Genomic DNA, 17,958 nt, shown 5'->3' with positions numbered 1-17,958 from the left:
CAAGCGATGAAAATTGGCGAACTTGCGCGGGCGACCGACACCAAGGTCGAAACCATCCGCTACTATGAAGGAGCGGGTCTGCTGGCGCCGCCCCCGCGGACGGGCGGCAATTATCGCTCCTATGGAAGTGACGAGCTATCGCGGCTGTCCTTCATCCGCCGCGCGCGCGATCTCGGGTTTTCGCTGGACGAGGTCCGCGAGCTTCTCACGCTCGCCGATGACCGGGACCAGCCCTGTGGCGCCGTCGATGCGGTCGCGAGCAGCCATCTTGCGACGATCGAGCGCAAGATCGCCGACCTCGCCCAGATGCGCGACGAGCTCGCACGCGTCATCGGAAGCTGCCGCCTCGGAAAGGTCGGCGACTGCAAGATCATTCAGACCCTCGAACCGATGCGCGGCGCTGCCCGAGGCTGACGCGCGAACCGAAGCCGGGGCTGCACCGTGATCGGCACGCGGGAAGCGCCTCTACGCTATGCTCGTCGCCCGCTCGCTAAGTCTTGAACGGTTCAACGAATTGCCCCGCAGAATGACCCTTGGGTTTATGCTGCACCAACAAGCGGAAGGCTTCGAGAAAGTCAGATGTGACAGCGCAGCGAGTGCAGCGAGGGCGGTGTCGGTATTCCTGCGTCGGGATGATCCGATAGGTTCCTATGCGTACGATCGATCGGAAGAATACGTTGCATTTGGGTGAGAGCAGCCGTTTTGCCCTTGCGGCGCCAACATAGCACCGGACATAGGACCTTCGGTGTCCGGCCCCCTAGGCCGCGAGTTGCAACGCCCGTTGTTTCTCGGCGCCGCGCGCCAGCAATCGTTCGATCTCGTTGGATGTTCGCTCCACCGCCAGCTTTAGCGCTTCGTCGATATGGACATAGTCTTGCGTCACATTCTGCGAGGCATGGCCCAGCATGGCGCGAATTGTGAGTTCCGAAAATCCGAGGTCGCCGGCAACACTTCCGAAGGTGTGACGAAGCGTATGCGGCGTCACGCCTTTGATCCCTGCCAGGCCGCACACCCGCCTCAGGCAATCACTGACCGCGGTGAACGGGCCGTGGCCTACCGCCGATGGAAACAAATGCGGGTTGCCGGCAATCTCCGCCTGCGCTTCGAGCACACGGATTGCGGCGGGCCCGATCGCGCGAATTTGCGCCCCGCCCTTGGTGTCGGGAAACATGACATAGCCGCGATCGGGGTGCAGCCAGCTGCGATGCATCGCTTGGCCTTCCTGACGGCGATAGCCGGTCAGAAGCAATGTGCGCAGCACGCCAAGGGCGACCGGGTTTTCCCCGTTTGCCTCGGCATAGGCGATTGCCTTTCCGAGCATCTCGATCTCGGTGGTGCTCAGTCGCCGTGTTCTCTTCTTTCCGGCGAGTTTCTTGGCGCCAAGCGTGGGATGCGTATCGAGCAGGCCCTTATGCTTGGCGTGGCCGAGGATCGCCTGGAGCGTGCCGACGCAGCGACCCGCGACGCCGGGGCCACCGGTTGCCTTTCCGCCACGGCCTCCCGTCCGGGGCTTTGCAGTCTTGCCGTTCTTCACGTCGGTCTGCATCTGCTCGACGATCGCAATTGTCAGATGCTTGACGATCCGGTTGCCGATCAGCGGGCCGATATGTGTGCGGATGCGGCTCTCATCCAGGTCGAGCGACGATGTTTTGATGGGGACGTTTTTTCGGCCGAGAATGTTCCCGGCCCGAGCCTCTTCGAGATACCAGTCGCACATCTCGGAAACCGTCATACCCTTGCGAACCTGGCGGACCTTGTCGGCGGGATCTTCTCCAACAATGACTTCAGCCAGTTTCAGTTTCGCGAGATCGCGAGCCCCGTCGACAGTCAGCACGCCAAAGCGCCCGAGGTTCATACGACGCTTAATGCCCTCGGCATTTCGATACTGGACGACAAAGGTCTTGATGCCGGACGCCATGATCCGAAGACCGAAGCCCTTTACCTCGGTATCCCACAGAATGGCTTGTTTAGCTTTTGGCGGAACGAGGGCGTCTATGGCCCGTTTAGTCAACTTCACTATCGGCATGCGCACCTCCTGTTGGAGACACAGCCTCGAAAAACGCCTGTGTCTCCAATGTGTCTCCAAATTCGTGGAAAAGGGGGACGGCCGCAGGATACAATAGGTTGAATAGTTTTTCAATAAATAGTGTAAAAATAGGGAGATAGCGTAGTGTAGGAAGGTATCGAAAAGGTAGAACGGCAAGTTGCCAAGGTTGGGGTCGAGGGTTCGAATCCCTTCGCCCGCTCCAGTATTTCAGAAATTTGGCCGTCGCGACACGCGGCGGCCGGGTCGGCCTCCGGGGCCGACCGGCGCATCGCGCAGCGTCGTTCGGCAGCGCTTTTTTAAACTCAGAACAATCCTGGCAATTCGCGTTGCGCCGCGCTCGGTCGTTCGGGCACCAGCATTTCAGGCGCGACGGGCGCGCCCACGGCGCCGCGGCTTGCGGTCGCCCCGATGGTGGCAGCGCCGATCCGCGTGGTGCAACTGCGGCCTGCAAGAAAGTCGATCGCGGCGCGCACCGACGCTTCGCGCGGGTCGCCCAGCGGGAAGGTAAGGTCGTCGCTCGCCGCGCAGCTGTTCGCAATCCGGGGTGCGAGCCCGCTATAATAATCGGCCGCACCGCTGGCGTTGGCGGTGGCGAAGGCGACGACGCGTATACGATCGTCGCATGCTGCCTTGTCGAGCCCGATCTGGCCGACCGGCTTGCCATAGGTGTTGCTGCCGACCAGCGTCATATTGGTGCCCAGATAGGGCTGCATCGAATTGATGACGAGTTCGCTCGCCGAAGCAGTCGAATCGGTGCCGATGAAGGCGATACGCGTCGGCGCGATCGATTCGGGTACGGTGGCAAAAAAACGCCGCTCATTCTCGACCGATTTCGACGGCCGGAAATTGGTCTGCGAAAAAATCTCGGACGAGGTGCGGTTGCGCCCCAACAAATCTCCCATCAGTTCGGCGGTTGAAACCAGCCCGCCGCCATTATAGCGAAAATCGATGACGACATCGGTCACGCCCTGCGCGCGGAAATTGGCGAAAGCGGTGCGGAGTTGCGGGTCTGCCGAGGAGATGAAGCTGCGCAGGTTCAGATAACCGTAATTGCGCCCGCCTTCGCTGATAATCTTTGCGCCATAGCGGTCGGAAATCGGATCGAGCGCGTAATTGGCCTTTGTGATGGTGACGTCGCGCGTTCCCGCAGCATCGCTGATCCGCAATATGCGGGTGACGCCCGGATCGCTCGGACCCAGCGCATTGCTGACGCCGTCAATGCCTTCGGCCGCGAAGATCGACGCGATGGTGCGTATATTGCCACTGTTGGTGCCAATCGCCAAAATTCGCGCCCCGCGGTCGATGCCCGCCGCCAGCGCCGGTGCGCCTTCATAGGATTCGGTGATCACGATCTGCTGCGCGGCGGAATCATAGGCCATCCGGAAGCCAAGGCCTGCGCTCGACCCGCTGGCGTAGAAGGCATTTTCTTCGGCGATCGAGGTCTGATAGGTGAAATAGCGATCCTTGCCGAGCGCGCGCGCCGGGGCGACCAGCGCGTCGATATAGGATCCTACGGTCGCGTGGCTGGCGGGATTGACCCCGCTCGCGACGTCATTGGGGAAGAGGTACCATTCGTCGATCACGGCCTTGGCAAAGGCCTTGCGCTCGGTCGGGCTGCAGCCCGACGTGGGCGTTGGGGTCGGCGTCGGGGTGACGGTGATCGGACCGGTGCTGATATTCTGGCCTTCGCTGCCGCACGATGCCAGCATCAGCGCCGCCAGCGTCATCGAGGCAACCGATCTCCGCTTGAAATCCCTCATTCCTGTCCTCCCCCTTCGACCGGAGCCCCCGGGCGATGATTATTCCTTTTCCACCGCCTCCGCCCCGCGCCGCCCCTTGAAGCCCTGAGCGATGACATACAGCTCGGGCGATCCTTTGCGGCTCGCCGGTGGTTTGGCGTGTTTAACCGTAGTAAAGTTATGTTTAAGCATGGTTAATAATTGGCGATCGGCGCCGCCAGCGAACACTTTGGCGATAAAGGCGCCGCCGGGCACCAGCGTCTGGATCGCGAAATCGGCGGCGGTTTCCGCCAACCCGATCGTGCGCAGATGGTCGGTTTGCTGATGCCCGACGGTGTTTGCCGCCATGTCGGACATGACGAGGTCGGGCGCGCTGCCCAGCGCCTCGATTAACGCATCGGGCGCCTTGTCGTCCATGAAATCCATCTCGAGGATCGTGACTCCCTCGATCGGCTCGCAGGTGAGCAGGTCGATGCCCGCGATGCGCGCACGGGGGTTGACCTTGCGCGTCACCTGCGACCAGCCGCCCGGTGTGATCCCCAGATCGACGACGGCGCGCGCCTTTTTGAGAAAGGCGAATTTCTCGTCGAGCTCGATCAGCTTGTACGCGGCGCGCGATCGGTAACCTTCGGCCTGCGCCTGGCGGACATAGGGATCGTTCAACTGGCGTTGGAGCCAGCGGGTCGACGAGACGGACCGCTTCCTCGCCGTTTTGACGCGTACATGCAGCCCGCCGCGACCGCCCTTGCTGCCGCCTCCACTCTTGTCGTTACTCATTTGCGATGCTCCCGGCGGGTGACGGGGACGTCGCGGCCCTGCATCGCCAGTGACCGCAATATGCCCTCGCGGATACCGCGATCGGCGACCCCGACGCGCGGCGCGGGCCACAGGTCGATAATGCTTTCAAGGATTGCGCAGCCCGCAACCACCAGATCCGCGCGCTCGCGCCCGATGCAGGCAATCTCTGCGCGATCGGCAAGGCTCGCGTCGGCGAGGCGGCGGCTGATATCGCGCATTGCGTCGGTCGGGACGACGAGCCCGTCGACCGCGCGCCGGTCGTAGCGGGGCAGGTCGAGGAAGACGCTGGCGAGCGTCGTCACCGTGCCGCTGGTGCCGAGCAGGCGCAGCTTCTGACCGGCGAAACGTTCGGCGCGGACGGCGAACTCGGAAAAGGCGGTGCGCGTCACTTCGCGCATATGGGCGTAGCTCGCCTGACGCGCGGCCAGACTGTCTTCGGACAGAGGGGAGTGTTCGGTCAGCGATACGACCCCCCAGGGCACACTGATCCAGTCGTGGATCGTCACGTCATGGTTCGAAACATCGACATGCATTAATTCGGTCGATCCGCCGCCGATATCAAAAATCAGCGCGGGCCCGTCGCCCGGTTCCATCAGATTATGGCATCCCAATACAGCCAGCCGCGCTTCTTCGGCGGCGGAAATTATGTCGAGCACGATCCCGGTTTCTTGCCGGACGCGTGCGGCGAGTTCGCCGCCGTTGCTGGCGCGGCGGCACGCCTCGGTCGCGACCGCGCGCGACAGGGTGACGTGGCGACGGCGCAGCTTGTCGGCGCAGATCGCCAGCGCGGCGACGGTGCGGTCCATCGCTGCCTGGCTGATCTTGCCGCTGCCGTGCAAACCTTCGCCCAGCCGGACGATGCGGGAAAAGGCGTCGATGACGACCAGTTCGCCGTCCTGCGGGCGTGCGATCAGCAAGCGGCAATTGTTGGTGCCGAGGTCGATCGCGGCGTAGCTGCGCGGCCGCGCTGCGAACATCGGGCGGGGGTCATCGCCCGCCCTGTTTCGTCCTTTCACCGCCGGCCCGGGCCGCGGCGTCCGCCCTGATGGCGCTGCCATTTGGCGCATGGCTATTATAACCTGTTCAATTCACGCGCCCACAAGACCGCGAGCGTGCACTTGGGCAGGAACTTAGGCTTCGGCGCCCGCGATGACAAGGCGTATCACCCGGCCGCCCCGGGGAAGCCCGAAGGCAAAGAAAACCCCGCCCGGCGGAGGCCGGACGGGGTGAGGGGGAGAGAGGAAATTATTGGGGGTCGGGTCAGCCCTTAACGGCAGCCGTCATTCCCCTTGTCGATCGCGCGGCCGGCGATGGCGCCCACGGCGCCGCCAAGGATGGTGCCGACCGTGCGGTCGCCGCGACCGGCGATTTCATGACCGGCAAGCCCGCCCGCGATCGCACCGATCACGGTGCCGCCGGTGCCATTGTCGCAGCGATTGTTGCGATAGCGCTGATTGTAGCGGCGCTGGTCGTTGCGACGATCGTAACGACGGTCGTTGCGGTCATAGCGGCGATCCGAACGACGGTCATAGCGCCGGTCGTCGCGATCATAGCCGCTGTTGAAGCTGGAATAGCCGTCACGGTCATAATAGCCGTTCTGCGCCGCGGCGGGAGTCGCCAGGCCCAACGTCGCTGCGGACATCAGGGCGGCGATGGAGAGGGTCGTGATCATTTTCATTGTCTGTCTCCTATTTCGTCGGACTGCCCTTGGGCGGGGCGGGGGATCGATAAAGCGGTTTTGCCCGATTCGGTTTGACCGAAGCCTGAACATGCTTGTTGGCTGGCGTTCAGCTTCGCCCGGCGCGCGCTTTCTTGGGCCTGATCCTGCAAGCCTGTTCGCGCTTGCACGCGCCCCCATGGCGGGCCTATCGCCACGCGGATGCGCCGCCCCCTCCTCGCCGCCCTGATTTTCCTCGCGCTGGGGCCGGTGATCGGCACGCATCAGCGTTTCCCGGTCGACGACCTGACCCAGAGTGTGTCGGCGCGGCCACTCCGTTTGCCGGCGGCCGAGCAGGGCATGATGCGCTTCGTGCGTGGTTGGCAACTCGATAGTCCGCACAGCAAGTTCGGCGGCTTCTCCGCGCTCGCCCGGATCGGGCCCGATCGTTTTCAGCTCGTCGGCGACAATGGCTATGGCGTGCGCCTGACGTTGAGCCCCGCCGGCGGCGTGCGCGATGTCCGTATCGTCGCGATGCCGGTGCCGAAGGGACAGCCGCGCCGGAAGACGATGGTCGATATGGAGGCGATGTTCGTCGATCCCGCCAGCGGCAAGAGCTGGGTCGCGCTCGAAGGGCTCAACCAGGTCTGGCGGTTCGACGCCGAGCTTCGCCGTGTCGAAACCCGCCGCCGCCTGCCTGCCCCGCGCTGGCCCGCAAATCGTGGGCCGGAGGCGATGGTGCGGCTCGCAGACGGGCGCACGATCATTTTCTCCGAAGATGCCGACGACGACCCGCGCGGGCGTGAGGCGCTGGTCTATACGGACGATCCAGCCGTCCCGGGAAAGCCGCCGCTGCGCTTCTTCTATGATTCGGCGGGCAAGGGGCTGGTCAGTGACGCCGCGCCGCTGCCCGATGGTCGGGTGCTGCTCGTCCACCGCCGGCTCGGCTTCGATCCTGTCTTTACGACGATCATCGCGATTCTCGATCCGGCCGACATCGGCCCGGACGGCGTGGTCTATTCGCGGACGATTGGCCATGTGCCGCGCGTGTTCGCCGACAATTATGAAGGGGCAGCAGTCTCGGTCGACGGCGCACGCACGTTCCTGTGGCTCGTATCCGATGATAATTTCAACGTCTGGCAGCGCAGCCTGCTGTTGCAGTTCGAACTGGTCGATCTGCCGCCGCGCCGCGCACAGCAAAAAGGCGGTGCCGTTTCCGGCCCGCCTTGATGCGATTCGAATTGGAAAGGGGCTTAAGCGGCCTTTTCGGCCAGCTTCTTCACCACTTCCTTGCGAACCTTGCGCGCCGATGCCGACAGCTTGTCGTCGCCGGCCTTCAGCAGCCAGTTGTCGAGACCGCCATTATGCTCGACGGTGCGCAGGCCGTGGGTCGACACGCGCATCTTGATGCCCTTGCCGAGTGCGTCGGACAGCAACGTCACATTCTGCAGGTTCGGCAGGAAGGTGCGCTTGGTCTTGTTGTTGGCGTGGCTCACATTGTGGCCAACCTGGCGGCCCTTGCCGGTCAGTTCGCAGATGCGCGACATGGTCTTCGTCCTCGTCAAAAAAAACTGGGTCAAAAAAATTCTGGTCGGCGTCCGGGCGCTCCCCGTGAAACGGGATAGGGCGGGACCGGATGAGCCGGGAAAGGCGCGCGCTTATCGGCTTGCCGCAGATTCGTCAAGGGACTAGCGGGAAAAGCCATGTCGCAATTTCCTCTGCCCGACCCGATGCGCCGCGCGCTAAACCTTGCCAAAACCGCGGCGGAGCGGGGCGAAGTGCCCGTTGGCGCGGTCGTCGTCAAGGATGGCGTTATTATCGGCGAAGGACATAATCGTCCGCGCGAATCGCACGACCCAACCGCGCACGCCGAAATCGTCGCGATTCGCGCCGCAGCGGCTGCGCTCGGCAATGAGCGGCTCGACGGCTGCGATCTTTATGTGACGCTGGAGCCCTGCGCAATGTGCGCCGGTGCCATCGCCCACGCCCGAATTGCGCGACTCTATTATGGCGCCGACGATCCCAAGGGCGGCGCGGTCGTCCACGGCCCGCGCACCTTCGCCCAGCCGACGATCCATCACCGGCCCGAAATCTATGACGACATCGGTGCGGGGGAGGCGGCGGCGCTGCTCAAGGATTTCTTCGCGACGCGGCGTTAGGCGGACAGCATCTCGTCCACCCACGCCGGCACCAGCCTGGTCGCCGGCCCTTGCCGCGCCTCGTCGAACCAGTGGCTCCCCTGGCTCGGCTCCATATTCAGCTCCAGCGTCCGCGCGCCGCTCGCGCGCGCTTCGCGGACGAAACCCGCGGCGGGATAGACCGCACCCGATGTGCCGACCGACACGAACAGATCGGCGCGGTTCAGCGCGTGGTAAATCTCGTCCATCTGATACGGCATTTCGCCGAACCACACGATGTCGGGGCGCAGATAACCCACCATGCCGCACGCGGGGCAGGCGGGGCGGTCGATCAGCGAGCCGGTCCACTGGCTGCGCGTGTCGCACGCGGTGCACCAGGCGTTCAGATGCTCGCCGTGCATATGGATCAGCCGCTTCGCTCCGGCTCGCTCGTGCAGATCGTCGATATTCTGGGTGACGATCAGCAATTCGCCCGGCCATTCAGCGTCGAGCCGCGCCAGCGCGTCATGCGCCGCATTGGGCGCCTTGGTCTGGATCGCCTCGCGCCGCATGTCATAGAAGCGCAGCACCAGATCGGGATCGCGCACAAAAGCCTCAGGAGTCGCGACATCTTCGACGCGGTGCTGTTCCCACAGACCCCCGGCGTCGCGAAATGTGTCGATACCGCTTTCGGCCGAAACCCCGGCGCCGGTCAGGATGACGATGTTCTTGATGGGACGGGGCATTCCTTCTCCGTTTGTCCTGAGCTTGTCGAAGGACCGTTCTTCCTTCAAAGCGTCGGTTTAGCAAGGACAGCCCTTCCCCCGGACGAGATCCGGCGCAGGGCGAACGAGGATTTGGGGTCATGACGAGCATCGGTATCATCGGCAGCGAAGGACGGATGGGCGTCGCACTCGCCGCAGCCATTTCCGAAGCCGGACAGCAAAGCTGCGGCATCGACAAGGGCGGCAATGTCGCCAAGCTCGCGGCCGACGCTGGCGCGCTCGTCGATTTTTCCTCACCCGCCGCCCTCGAAGCGACGCTCGATGCCTGCATCGCGGCGAAGACCCCGATCGTGATTGGCACGACGGGGCTCGAGGAACGCCACCATTATCTGATCGACGACGCCGCGCGCGATATTGCGGTGCTTCAGACGGGCAACACCTCGCTCGGCGTCACCCTGCTCGCGCATCTCGTCCGCGAAGCCGCGACGCGGCTCGATGCCGATTGGGATATTGAGGTTCTCGAAATGCATCATCGCAACAAGGTCGACGCGCCGAGCGGCACCGCGCTCCTGCTAGGCGAGGCCGCGGCCGAGGGGCGCGCGATCGAACTGGCGAAATGCTCCGAACGCGGCCGCGACGGCCTCACTGGTGCACGCGGCCATGGCAAGATCGGCTTCGCATCCTTGCGCGGAGGCACCGTTGCGGGCGACCATGACGTCATTTTCGCGGGGCCGGAGGAAATGATCACCCTGTCGCACCGCGCCGAAAACCGCATGATCTTCGCGCGGGGCGCGGTGCGGGCGGCGCTGTGGCTGATCCACCAAAAGCCTGGACGCTACACGATGCCGCAGGTGCTGGGGCTGTCGTAACCGCGATGAAAAAGGCCGACATTTTCGAATTTTACCGCCGGCTTGCCGAGCTCAATCCCGATCCCGAGACCGAGCTGGAATTTGGCAATCATTACCAACTGCTCGTCGCGGTCGCGCTGTCGGCGCAGGCGACCGACGTCGGGGTGAACAAGGCGACCCGGCGGCTGTTTCAGGAAGTCACGACCCCGCAGCAGATGGTCGATCTGGGCGAAGCGGGGCTGAAAGAGCATATCAAGACGATCGGCTTGTTCAATGCGAAGGCGAAGAATGTCATCGCCCTCTCCGAAATCCTCGTCCGCGACCATGGCGGCGAAGTGCCTGCCGATCGTGATGCGCTCGTCGAGCTCCCCGGTGTCGGGCGCAAGACCGCCAATGTCGTGATGAACTGCGCCTTCGGGGCGGAGACCTTCGCCGTCGACACCCATATCTTCCGCGTCGGCAACCGCACCGGCCTTGCGCCGGGCAAGACGGTGCTCGCGGTCGAAAAGGCGATGGAGAAGCACACCCCGGCGCCGTTCCGCGTTGGGGCGCACCACTGGCTGATCCTCCATGGCCGCTATATCTGCAAGGCGCGCACACCGGAATGCTGGCGCTGCCCGGTCGAGGATCTGTGCCGGTATAAACCGAAGACCTTGGCGCCGAAGAGCAAGAAGGCGGCCGCATAAAATTCCGCTTGTCTTGTCGTGGACCCGATCCGGGATTGTCGAAGGGCCGTTCTTCCTTCAGCATGCAAAGGGCAGGGCAGGGCTTCGACACGCTCAGCCCGAACGGATTGAAAAACTTTCCAAAAGGGGTCGATGATATGCGCCTTGCTTCCATTTTTCTGGCTTCCGCCGCTCTGCTTGCCGCCGCGCCCGTCCACGCCAAGCCCGCCGATACCGACACGGCCAAGGCGATCCTAAAAGACAGCATCGCGATCCCGACCGTCGCCGGCCGCGGCAAGGTGCCCGAACTTGCGGCCTATTATGCCGGGGTGCTGAAGGCCGCGGGTTTTGCCGACAGCGATATCGTCATCACCCCGCTGGGGGAGACCGCGACGCTTGCCGTCACGCTCGCCGGAACGGGGAAGGGCAAGCCGATCGTCCTGCTCGGGCATATGGATGTCGTCGAGGCTGATGCGAAGGACTGGACGCGCGATCCCTTCGTCCCCGTCGAGGAGAATGGCTATATTTTCGGCCGCGGGTCGGAGGATAACAAGTTCGACGTCGCGATGATGGTCGCGACCCTCGCGCAACTGAAGAAGGACGGCTTCAAACCCAAACGCTCGATCATCCTCGCGCTTTCGGGCGACGAGGAAACCGACATGCTGACGACCCGGGCGCTTGCGCAAACCTATAAGGGCGCCGAAATGGCGCTCAACGGCGACGGTGGCGGCGGGACGATCGGCGAGGACGGCAAGGCCAAATATTACGGGCTGCAGGCGGGCGAGAAAACCTACGCCGACTTCACGCTCGAGGTGACCAACCCCGGCGGCCACAGCTCGCGCCCATCGGGCAGCAATGCCATCGTCCAGCTCTCGAACGCGCTCGCCAGGGTCGGCGCCTATCGCTTCACGCCGCAACAGAATGAGCTCACCCGGGTCGGTATGCCGATCGTCGCCGATCAGGTCGGCGGCGACATCGGCGCGGCGCTCAGGGCTTTCGCGGCCAATCCGGCGGATGCCAAAGCGATCGCCGCGATCCGCGCCGACCCCGAATATGTCGGTCAGATCGGTACGACCTGCGTGCCGACCCTGGTCAAGGGTGGCCACGCCGAAAATGCGCTGCCCCAGCGCGCCACCGCGAACATCAACTGCCGCATCTTCCCCGGCGTCCCGGTCGAAACGGTGCGCGCCGAACTCGAAAAGGTCATCGCCGACCCTGCGGTCAAGGTGAACGCCGACCCCGACGCCAGCGCGAGCGACGCATCGCCGCTGCGCCCCGACGTCATGGCGGCGGTGCAGAAGGCGGTGCATGCGCGTTTTCCCGGCCTGCCGATCATCCCGTCGATGAGTGCGGGCGCCACCGACAGCTATCATTTCCGCGCCGTCGGGGTGCCAAGCTATGGCGTCGCCGGGCTGTTCAGCAAGGCGAGCGACAGCTTCGCCCACGGCCTCAACGAACGCGCACCGGTCGATGCGATTCCGGGCGCGCTGGCGCATTGGGACAGCTTGCTGCGCGATTTGTCGAGGTAAGCGCAACACCGAACACCCAGGCCCGCTCGTGCTGAGCTTGTTGAAGCACCGTTCTTCTTGCGACGTCGCAAAGAAAGAACAGCCCTTCGACAAGCTCAGGGCGAACGGGAATAGGGTCAGGGTTTGATCAACGCCCCCACCGCTTCCTCCACCATCGCCACCGCCGCCTCGGCGCCAAAGCTCGCGGCGTCGAGCGACAGCTCGAGCCATAGCCCGTCGACCATCGCGGTCAGCATGATCGCCAGCCGCGCCGCATCGGCGGGGGAAACCTCGCACGCGACCAGCAATTCGCCGAGCCGCGCGCGATATCCGGCATAGCTTCCGGCATGAATCGCCGCCATGCGCGCATCGCTGCGCGCCAGCGCCCAGAACGCCGTCCACGCGCCGAGAAGTTCGGGATCGGTCACCGGCGGACGGAAACTCGCGCCCAGATAGGCCGAGAGGCGCGCGCGCGGATCATCGCCGGCACCCGCAACCGCATCGGCGAAAATCGCATCCATCCGGTCGCTCGTCGCCTCATATGTCGCGGCGATCAGATCATCGATTCCTGCAAAATAATGGCGCAGCAGCCCGGGTGATACCCCGGCGCGCGCGCAGATCGCGCGGACGTTGGTGCCCGCAAGCCCCAGTTCGGCAAGGCATGCCGCCGCCGCACCCAACAGCGCCGCGCGGCGGGCGTCGGCGCTTTCGCGCGTAAAGGCTTGGCGAACAGGCTGCATATTGTTATACATATGTACAACAAGGATGGACATATGGCAACGGCACCGCTTCCCGCATCGAACATCGACCCGCAAAGCGGCTGGTCGCTGCCCGCATGGACCTATGCCGATCCCGAATTCCATGCCGTTGAAATCGAACGCATCTTTCGTCCAAGTTGGCAGGTCGTGTGCCACGACAGCGACATACCGAACCCCGGCGACTGGCACAGCATCGACTATATCGGCGAAAGCGTCATTATCGTGCGCGGCGCCGACCGAGTCGTGCGCGCCTTCACCAATGTCTGCCGCCATCGCGGTTCGCGGCTGGTCGATGGCGCGGCGGGCTGCGCCAAAAAGCTCGTCTGTCCCTATCATGCCTGGACCTATGACCTCGACGGCCGGCTGACCGGCGTTCCCGATTCGGCGAGCTATCCGACGCTCGACAGGGGCAAGGCGGGGCTGGTGCCGGTCGATATCGAAAACTGGCGCGGCTTCTGGTTCGTGCGCCTCGCCGACGATGGCGGCCCTTCGGTCGCCGCCATGATGGCGCCCTATGAGGCGCAGATCGCCCCCTATCGTTTCGAAGAACTCGGTGCGCTCGGCCGCGTCACGCTGCGCCCGCGCGAGGTGAACTGGAAGAATGTCGGCGACAATTATTCGGACGGCCTCCACATCCCCGTCGCGCACCCCGGGCTGACACGCCTGTTCGGCAAAAGCTATGGCGTCGAGGCCGAAGACAATGTCGATCGCATGTGGGGCGACCTGATCGACCGGCCGTCGGTCAATTGGTCCGAGCGCATGTATCAGCGGTTGCTGCCGCCGGTCCCGCATCTGCCCGAAGCGAACCAGCGCCATTGGCTCTATTTCAAGCTTTGGCCCAATGTCGCCTTCGACATCTACCCCGATCAGGTCGATTTCATGCAATGGCTGCCGGTCAGTCCCACGAGCTGCCTGATCCGCGAGATCAGCTATGTCCTCCCCGATGCCTATAGCGGAGAATGGCGCCGCGAGATGAAGGCGGCGCGCTACCTCAACTGGCGCATCAACCGCCAGGTCAATGCCGAGGACACCGCGCTGATCAACCGCGTTCAGCAGGGGATGGCGTCGCAAAGCTTCACCATGGGCCCGCTCAGCGACAAGGAAGTCTGCCTCAACCATTTCTGCTCGCGGATGCGCGACATCATCCCCGAAGCGCGGCTGGAACATGCGCCGCCGCCGGGCTGGAGCCGATAAGTCCCCCTCCCGCTTGCGGGAGGGGTTTGGGGAGGGGCTGTTTCTTCCCCCTTTGTTGAACACGGGACAGGCCCTCCCCCGGCCCCTCCCGCAAGCGGGAGGGGAGAATGAGCAAGCATCCTGTCCTTATCGCCGGCGGCGGCCCGCCAATATGGTCGTCGCCACCCCGCGCAGCGATGGTTGGCAATGCGCGCGGATCATCGAAAAACGCAGCTTTCCTGAGATCGAAGCCCATGGCATCGTGGCCTTTCACCACGAGATTCTCGCGCTCGTCCCCGGCCTCGCCGCCGGAATCGCTGCAATGGCCAGCCTCGACGACGTCAAACCGCTTTCGATCGCGCGCGACCGCTTTCCGCTGTTGCGCCGCATTCTCGGCTTCGGCCGCCAAACTGTCCAATCCCCGCTTGCGAAAGAATTTTCATGACCAAAGCCTATGACGCCCTCATCATCGGCGCCGGCCACAACGGCCTCGTCTGCGCTTTCTATCTCGCGAAGGCGGGGCTGAAGGTGCGGATAGTCGAGGCGCGCGATATCGTAGGCGGCGCCGCGGTGACCGAAGAATTCCATCCCGGCTTCCGCAATTCGGTCGCCAGCTACACCGTCAGCTTGCTCCAGCCCAAAGTCATCGCCGACATGAAGCTCGTCGATCATGGCTACCGCGTCATCGAACGGCCGATCAGCAACTTCCTGCCGCAGGAGGATGGAGGCTATCTGAAACTCGGCGGCGGACTCGAACGCACCCAAAAGGAATTTGCGCGCTTCTCCGCCCACGACGCTGCGCGGCTCCCCGAATATTATGACATGCTCGAGGGCGTCGCCGACGTGTTGCGCGATCTCGCGCTCAAATCGCCGCCCAATGTCGGCGACGGCTTCAAGACGTTGATCGACGCGGCGCGACAGGGGCGGGGGCTGACCAGGCTCAGCCTGTCGCAGCAGCGCGACGTGCTCGAACTCTTCACCAAATCGGCGCGCACCTTTCTCGACAGCTGGTTCGAAAGCGAAGCGGTCAAGGCCGCCTTCGGATTCGACGCGGTGGTCGGCAATTATGCCAGCCCCGACACGCCGGGCAGCGCTTATGTCCTCCTCCATCATGTTTTCGGTGAGGTGAATGGCAAGAAGGGCGCATGGGGCCACAGCGTCGGCGGCATGGGTGCGATCACCCAGATGATGGCCAAAGTCTGCACGCAGTTGGGTGTCGAGATTAGCCTCGAAAGCCCGGTCGACAAAGTTCTTGTCGATGGCGGCAAGGCGGTCGGGGTGAAGCTGGTCGGCGGCGAGGAAATCGCCGCGGCGCGCGTCATCGCCAATGTCGGGCCCAAGCTGCTATACGAACGGATGTTCGACGAAGGCGATATCGCCCCCGAATTCCGCCGCCGGATCAAGGCGTTCAAGGCAGGCAGCGGCACCTTCCGCATGAACGTGGCGCTCAGCGAGCTGCCGCGCTTCGCCTGCCTTCCCGAACCCGGCGAGCACCACCAGTCGGGGATCATCATTGCCCCGACGCTCGACTATATGGACAAGGCGTTTCTCGACGCGAAGGAACATGGCTGGTCGAAAAAGCCGATCGTCGAAATGCTCATTCCCTCGACCGTTGACGACAGCCTCGCGCCTCCCGGCCAGCATGTCGCCAGCCTCTTCTGTCAGCAATTCGCCCCCGAGCTTCCCGACGGCAGGGACTGGGATGCCGAGGAAGGCGCCGCCGCCGACTGCATCATCGATACCGTCGAGGCGCATGCCCCCGGTTTCCGCGCCTCGATCCTCGGCCGCCAGATCCTCAGCCCCAAGGGGTTAGAGCGCAAATTCGGGCTCGTCGGCGGCGACATCATGCACGGCAATATGAGCCTCGACCAGCTGTGGTCGGCGCGCCCCGTGCTCGGCAACGGCGCCTATCGCGGGCCGCTCAAAAATCTCTACATGTGCGGTGCGGGCACTCACCCCGGCGGCGGCGTGACGGGTGCGCCGGGGCATAATGCCGCAGCGGTGATCATACGCGATCGGGGTTTCTTCGCGCCCAGGTGGCGCTAGAGCGTTTTCAAGTCAGCGGGGCGGTTTTGATATTATCAAAACCGCCCCCTTCACGGCTGATCAGCCAAACACGTCCTGCGCGCCGTGACCCTTCGGATCGTCGCCAAAGCGGTTCGGGCCCTTCGTGCCTTCGAGGCACATGAAGACGAACACGATGATGCCGCCGACATAGGGAATGAAGCTGAGCAGATAGAACCAGCCGCTCTTGTCCTGATCGTGGAAACGGCGGACCGACACTGCGATGGTAGGGACAAGGAAGACCAGAAGATAGGCGGCCAGGAAAACCAAAAGCAGGACTGGCGGTCCTGCGGTCAGGTCGCTGATTGCGAAAATAATGGACATGGGAACCAGAACGACGATCAGCTGGAACAGCGCGAACATCCAATATTCCTTGCGCCGCGATCGCCCGGTGAAATCGGCGTAGCGCTTCAACGGCATCAACATCCATTCCATGACTTTGCCCCTTCTTCGATCGAACAGGAGAAGTCTGAAACTCGATGTTCCGAATAGCAATAGGCAATCGTTTCGCTACGGAAATACGGGGAAGTTCAGGCTGGAGCTGTCAATCGGCGTTGCATCACCAGATAGATGGGCAAACCGGCGGCGGTCATCGCGAGGCTCCACAGGCTCGCCTCCCACCCCGCGCCGTAAAAGGCCCAGCAACTGTAAGCGAAGCCGACGATTGTCAGCGCGATGAAGGTCGATGATGTCTTGAGCGCGCCATATTCGAGTTTCAGCGCGGCGAGCGCACCAGCGATATAGAAAATGATCGCGGTCGAGGTCGTGATCAGCACCATGAAGCTGAACAGTTCGGCCAGCCCGCGCGAATAATTCGCATAGACGATGACGCTCGCGAGACCGCTCGATACGATTTGCGTCACCCACGGCGCGGCGAAGCGGTTGTCGCGCGCAAAAATGGGCGGGAGCAGGCGGCGGTGCGCGAGATCGCGCGGGATCTCGCCCTGCAACAGGACAAAGCCGTTCAGCGCGCCCAGCGCGGCGATCGCGGCGAACAGCGCGACGCCTTGGCCTGCCGACGGGCTGACCAGCATCGAAAAATAGGTCGCATAGGAGGCGTTCGAATGTGCGAGCGTGTCGAGCGGTAGCAGCAAGGTCACCGTCGTACAGGACAAGAGATAGAGCAGTCCCGTCGCCGCTGCCGCGATCATCGTCGCGCGCGGGATTGTCGTTTCGGGATCTCGCACCCGATCGCCGACGACGCAGCTGCTTTCAAAGCCGAGCAACGCGAACAGGGTGAGCGTCGCGGCGCTGCCGACCCCTGACAGGCTGATCGGCTGGGTTCCCGCCATCGATGCCGTCGGCGCGTCGCCGGTCCCCCATAGCCAGAGCGCGACGATCACTGCGCCGATAATGGGGATTAGTTTGAGCCCCAGCGTCAACAACTGCGCGCCGCCCGCACGCCGCACCCCGAGCAGGTTGACCAGGGTAAAGAACCATATGCATCCGATAGCGATCAACGCCGGCCCCGCGCCGCCCGCGCCGAGCGCTGGAAAGAGGATCGACAAATTGGCGAGCGCTGCCACCGCGAGGGTTGCGACGACGGTCCAGCAACTGATCCAGTAACTCCACGCAACGATAAATCCGGTGCCGGGACCAAAGGCCGCTGCGGCATAGGTGAAGGTCGCGCTGCCCCCGGGCAATTTTCGGGCGAGCCGGGCGAGGACGGCTGCGAGGCACAGCGTGCCGGTGATCGACACCCCCCAGCCGATCACTGCATTCCAGCCGAGCGGGGCAAGATCGCGGGGGAGCAAAAACACCCCCGACCCGATCATATTGCCCATGCCCAGTGCGACGCACATCAAAAGGCCGAGCTTTTGGCCCGGCCTCTCGTCGTGGGTTGCGGTTGCGGTCAACGG

At 63.8% G+C, this 17,958-nt stretch carries 19 protein-coding genes; 9 read left to right on the top strand and 10 right to left on the bottom strand.

The window, feature by feature from the left end; translation table 11 throughout:
- Positions 1-6 precede the first annotated feature (6 nt).
- Positions 7-414, top strand: coding sequence for a MerR family transcriptional regulator (locus CDQ91_RS07370; RefSeq protein WP_088472089.1), 408 nt, complete (start codon positions 7-9; stop codon positions 412-414).
- 343 nt (positions 415-757) lie between these two features.
- Here CDQ91_RS07370 and CDQ91_RS07365 read toward each other — a convergent pair whose 3' ends face one another.
- The 5 genes from CDQ91_RS07365 to CDQ91_RS07345 all read right to left on the bottom strand — a co-directional run bounded on the left by CDQ91_RS07365 (position 758) and on the right by CDQ91_RS07345 (position 6,262).
- Positions 758-2,026 carry a tyrosine-type recombinase/integrase gene (locus tag CDQ91_RS07365; protein WP_088472088.1) on the bottom strand — a complete coding sequence of 423 codons (1,269 nt, stop codon included), beginning with the start codon at positions 2,024-2,026 and terminating at the stop codon, positions 758-760.
- Between the two features lie 323 nt (positions 2,027-2,349).
- Complete coding sequence (locus tag CDQ91_RS07360) at positions 2,350-3,807, bottom strand: S41 family peptidase (RefSeq protein WP_237245870.1); 1,458 nt, start codon at positions 3,805-3,807, stop codon at positions 2,350-2,352.
- Positions 3,808-3,846: 39 nt separating this feature from the next.
- Positions 3,847-4,563, bottom strand: coding sequence for an RlmE family RNA methyltransferase (locus tag CDQ91_RS07355; RefSeq protein WP_088472086.1), 717 nt, complete (start codon positions 4,561-4,563; stop codon positions 3,847-3,849).
- Positions 4,560-5,651, bottom strand: a complete 1,092-nt coding sequence (locus CDQ91_RS07350; RefSeq protein ID WP_088472085.1) for a Ppx/GppA phosphatase family protein — start codon at positions 5,649-5,651, stop codon at positions 4,560-4,562. Before CDQ91_RS07350 ends, CDQ91_RS07355 begins: the two co-directional genes overlap by 4 nt.
- Positions 5,652-5,851: 200 nt before the next feature.
- Positions 5,852-6,262 carry a glycine zipper 2TM domain-containing protein gene (locus tag CDQ91_RS07345; protein WP_088472084.1) on the bottom strand — a complete coding sequence of 137 codons (411 nt, stop codon included), beginning with the start codon at positions 6,260-6,262 and terminating at the stop codon, positions 5,852-5,854.
- Positions 6,263-6,463: 201 nt separating this feature from the next.
- Between CDQ91_RS07345 and CDQ91_RS07340 the strand changes: the two genes are divergently transcribed.
- Complete coding sequence (locus CDQ91_RS07340; RefSeq protein ID WP_088472083.1) at positions 6,464-7,471, top strand: esterase-like activity of phytase family protein; 1,008 nt, start codon at positions 6,464-6,466, stop codon at positions 7,469-7,471.
- A gap of 23 nt (positions 7,472-7,494) precedes the next feature.
- Here the strand turns inward: CDQ91_RS07340 and rpmB are convergent, their stop codons facing one another.
- Positions 7,495-7,788: a 50S ribosomal protein L28 gene (gene rpmB, locus CDQ91_RS07335; RefSeq protein WP_088472082.1), complete on the bottom strand. Its 294-nt coding sequence runs from the start codon at positions 7,786-7,788 to the stop codon at positions 7,495-7,497.
- 156 nt (positions 7,789-7,944) lie between these two features.
- Between rpmB and tadA the strand changes: the two genes are divergently transcribed.
- Positions 7,945-8,400 (top strand): tRNA adenosine(34) deaminase TadA, encoded by a 456-nt coding sequence (tadA, locus tag CDQ91_RS07330; protein ID WP_088472081.1) that lies wholly within the window; start codon positions 7,945-7,947, stop codon positions 8,398-8,400.
- Here tadA and CDQ91_RS07325 read toward each other — a convergent pair.
- Positions 8,397-9,104: an NAD-dependent deacylase gene (locus tag CDQ91_RS07325; RefSeq protein ID WP_088472080.1), complete on the bottom strand. Its 708-nt coding sequence runs from the start codon at positions 9,102-9,104 to the stop codon at positions 8,397-8,399. The two genes, tadA and CDQ91_RS07325, sit on opposite strands and share 4 nt — an antisense overlap.
- A gap of 119 nt (positions 9,105-9,223) precedes the next feature.
- Between CDQ91_RS07325 and dapB the strand changes: the two genes are divergently transcribed.
- The 3 genes from dapB to CDQ91_RS07310 all read left to right on the top strand — a co-directional run bounded on the left by dapB (position 9,224) and on the right by CDQ91_RS07310 (position 12,125).
- The gene (gene dapB / locus CDQ91_RS07320) at positions 9,224-9,952 is read left to right on the top strand and encodes a 4-hydroxy-tetrahydrodipicolinate reductase (protein ID WP_088472079.1); all 729 of its coding nucleotides are present in this window, start codon (positions 9,224-9,226) and stop codon (positions 9,950-9,952) included.
- A 5-nt stretch (positions 9,953-9,957) separates the two neighbouring features.
- A complete protein-coding gene (gene nth / locus CDQ91_RS07315) occupies positions 9,958-10,617 on the top strand; it encodes an endonuclease III (RefSeq protein ID WP_088472078.1) in 660 nt (219 codons plus the stop codon).
- Between the two features lie 137 nt (positions 10,618-10,754).
- Positions 10,755-12,125 carry a M20/M25/M40 family metallo-hydrolase gene (locus CDQ91_RS07310; RefSeq protein ID WP_088472300.1) on the top strand — a complete coding sequence of 457 codons (1,371 nt, stop codon included), beginning with the start codon at positions 10,755-10,757 and terminating at the stop codon, positions 12,123-12,125.
- A 116-nt stretch (positions 12,126-12,241) separates the two neighbouring features.
- Here CDQ91_RS07310 and CDQ91_RS07305 read toward each other — a convergent pair whose 3' ends face one another.
- Positions 12,242-12,877 (bottom strand): TetR/AcrR family transcriptional regulator, encoded by a 636-nt coding sequence (locus tag CDQ91_RS07305; RefSeq protein WP_237245869.1) that lies wholly within the window; start codon positions 12,875-12,877, stop codon positions 12,242-12,244.
- Between CDQ91_RS07305 and CDQ91_RS07300 the strand changes: the two genes are divergently transcribed.
- The 3 genes from CDQ91_RS07300 to CDQ91_RS07290 are packed head-to-tail and all read left to right on the top strand — an operon-like array spanning position 12,878 to position 16,081.
- Positions 12,878-14,056: an aromatic ring-hydroxylating oxygenase subunit alpha gene (locus CDQ91_RS07300; RefSeq protein ID WP_088472299.1), complete on the top strand. Its 1,179-nt coding sequence runs from the start codon at positions 12,878-12,880 to the stop codon at positions 14,054-14,056.
- Positions 14,028-14,480: a hypothetical protein gene (locus CDQ91_RS21535; RefSeq protein WP_158213632.1), complete on the top strand. Its 453-nt coding sequence runs from the start codon at positions 14,028-14,030 to the stop codon at positions 14,478-14,480. Before CDQ91_RS07300 ends, CDQ91_RS21535 begins: the two co-directional genes overlap by 29 nt.
- Entirely contained in the window at positions 14,477-16,081 is a 1,605-nt protein-coding gene (locus CDQ91_RS07290; protein WP_088472075.1) for a phytoene desaturase family protein, read from the top strand. The genes CDQ91_RS21535 and CDQ91_RS07290 overlap by 4 nt, the downstream gene beginning before the upstream one ends.
- Before the next feature lie 60 nt (positions 16,082-16,141).
- On the opposite strand, the gene CDQ91_RS07285 is transcribed toward CDQ91_RS07290, so the two are convergent.
- Both CDQ91_RS07285 and CDQ91_RS07280 read right to left on the bottom strand, forming a co-directional pair.
- Complete coding sequence (locus CDQ91_RS07285) at positions 16,142-16,534, bottom strand: DUF805 domain-containing protein (protein ID WP_088472074.1); 393 nt, start codon at positions 16,532-16,534, stop codon at positions 16,142-16,144.
- A gap of 95 nt (positions 16,535-16,629) precedes the next feature.
- Positions 16,630-17,955 (bottom strand): APC family permease, encoded by a 1,326-nt coding sequence (locus CDQ91_RS07280; RefSeq protein ID WP_144036715.1) that lies wholly within the window; start codon positions 17,953-17,955, stop codon positions 16,630-16,632.
- Between the last annotated feature and the right edge of the window lie 3 nt (positions 17,956-17,958).

The organism is Sphingopyxis witflariensis (genome assembly GCF_002205635.1).
In the GTDB taxonomy this organism is placed as follows: domain Bacteria; phylum Pseudomonadota; class Alphaproteobacteria; order Sphingomonadales; family Sphingomonadaceae; genus Sphingopyxis; species Sphingopyxis witflariensis.
Note: the sequence above shows the minus strand (reverse complement) of the source record. Positions and strands in the feature narration are given on the sequence as shown.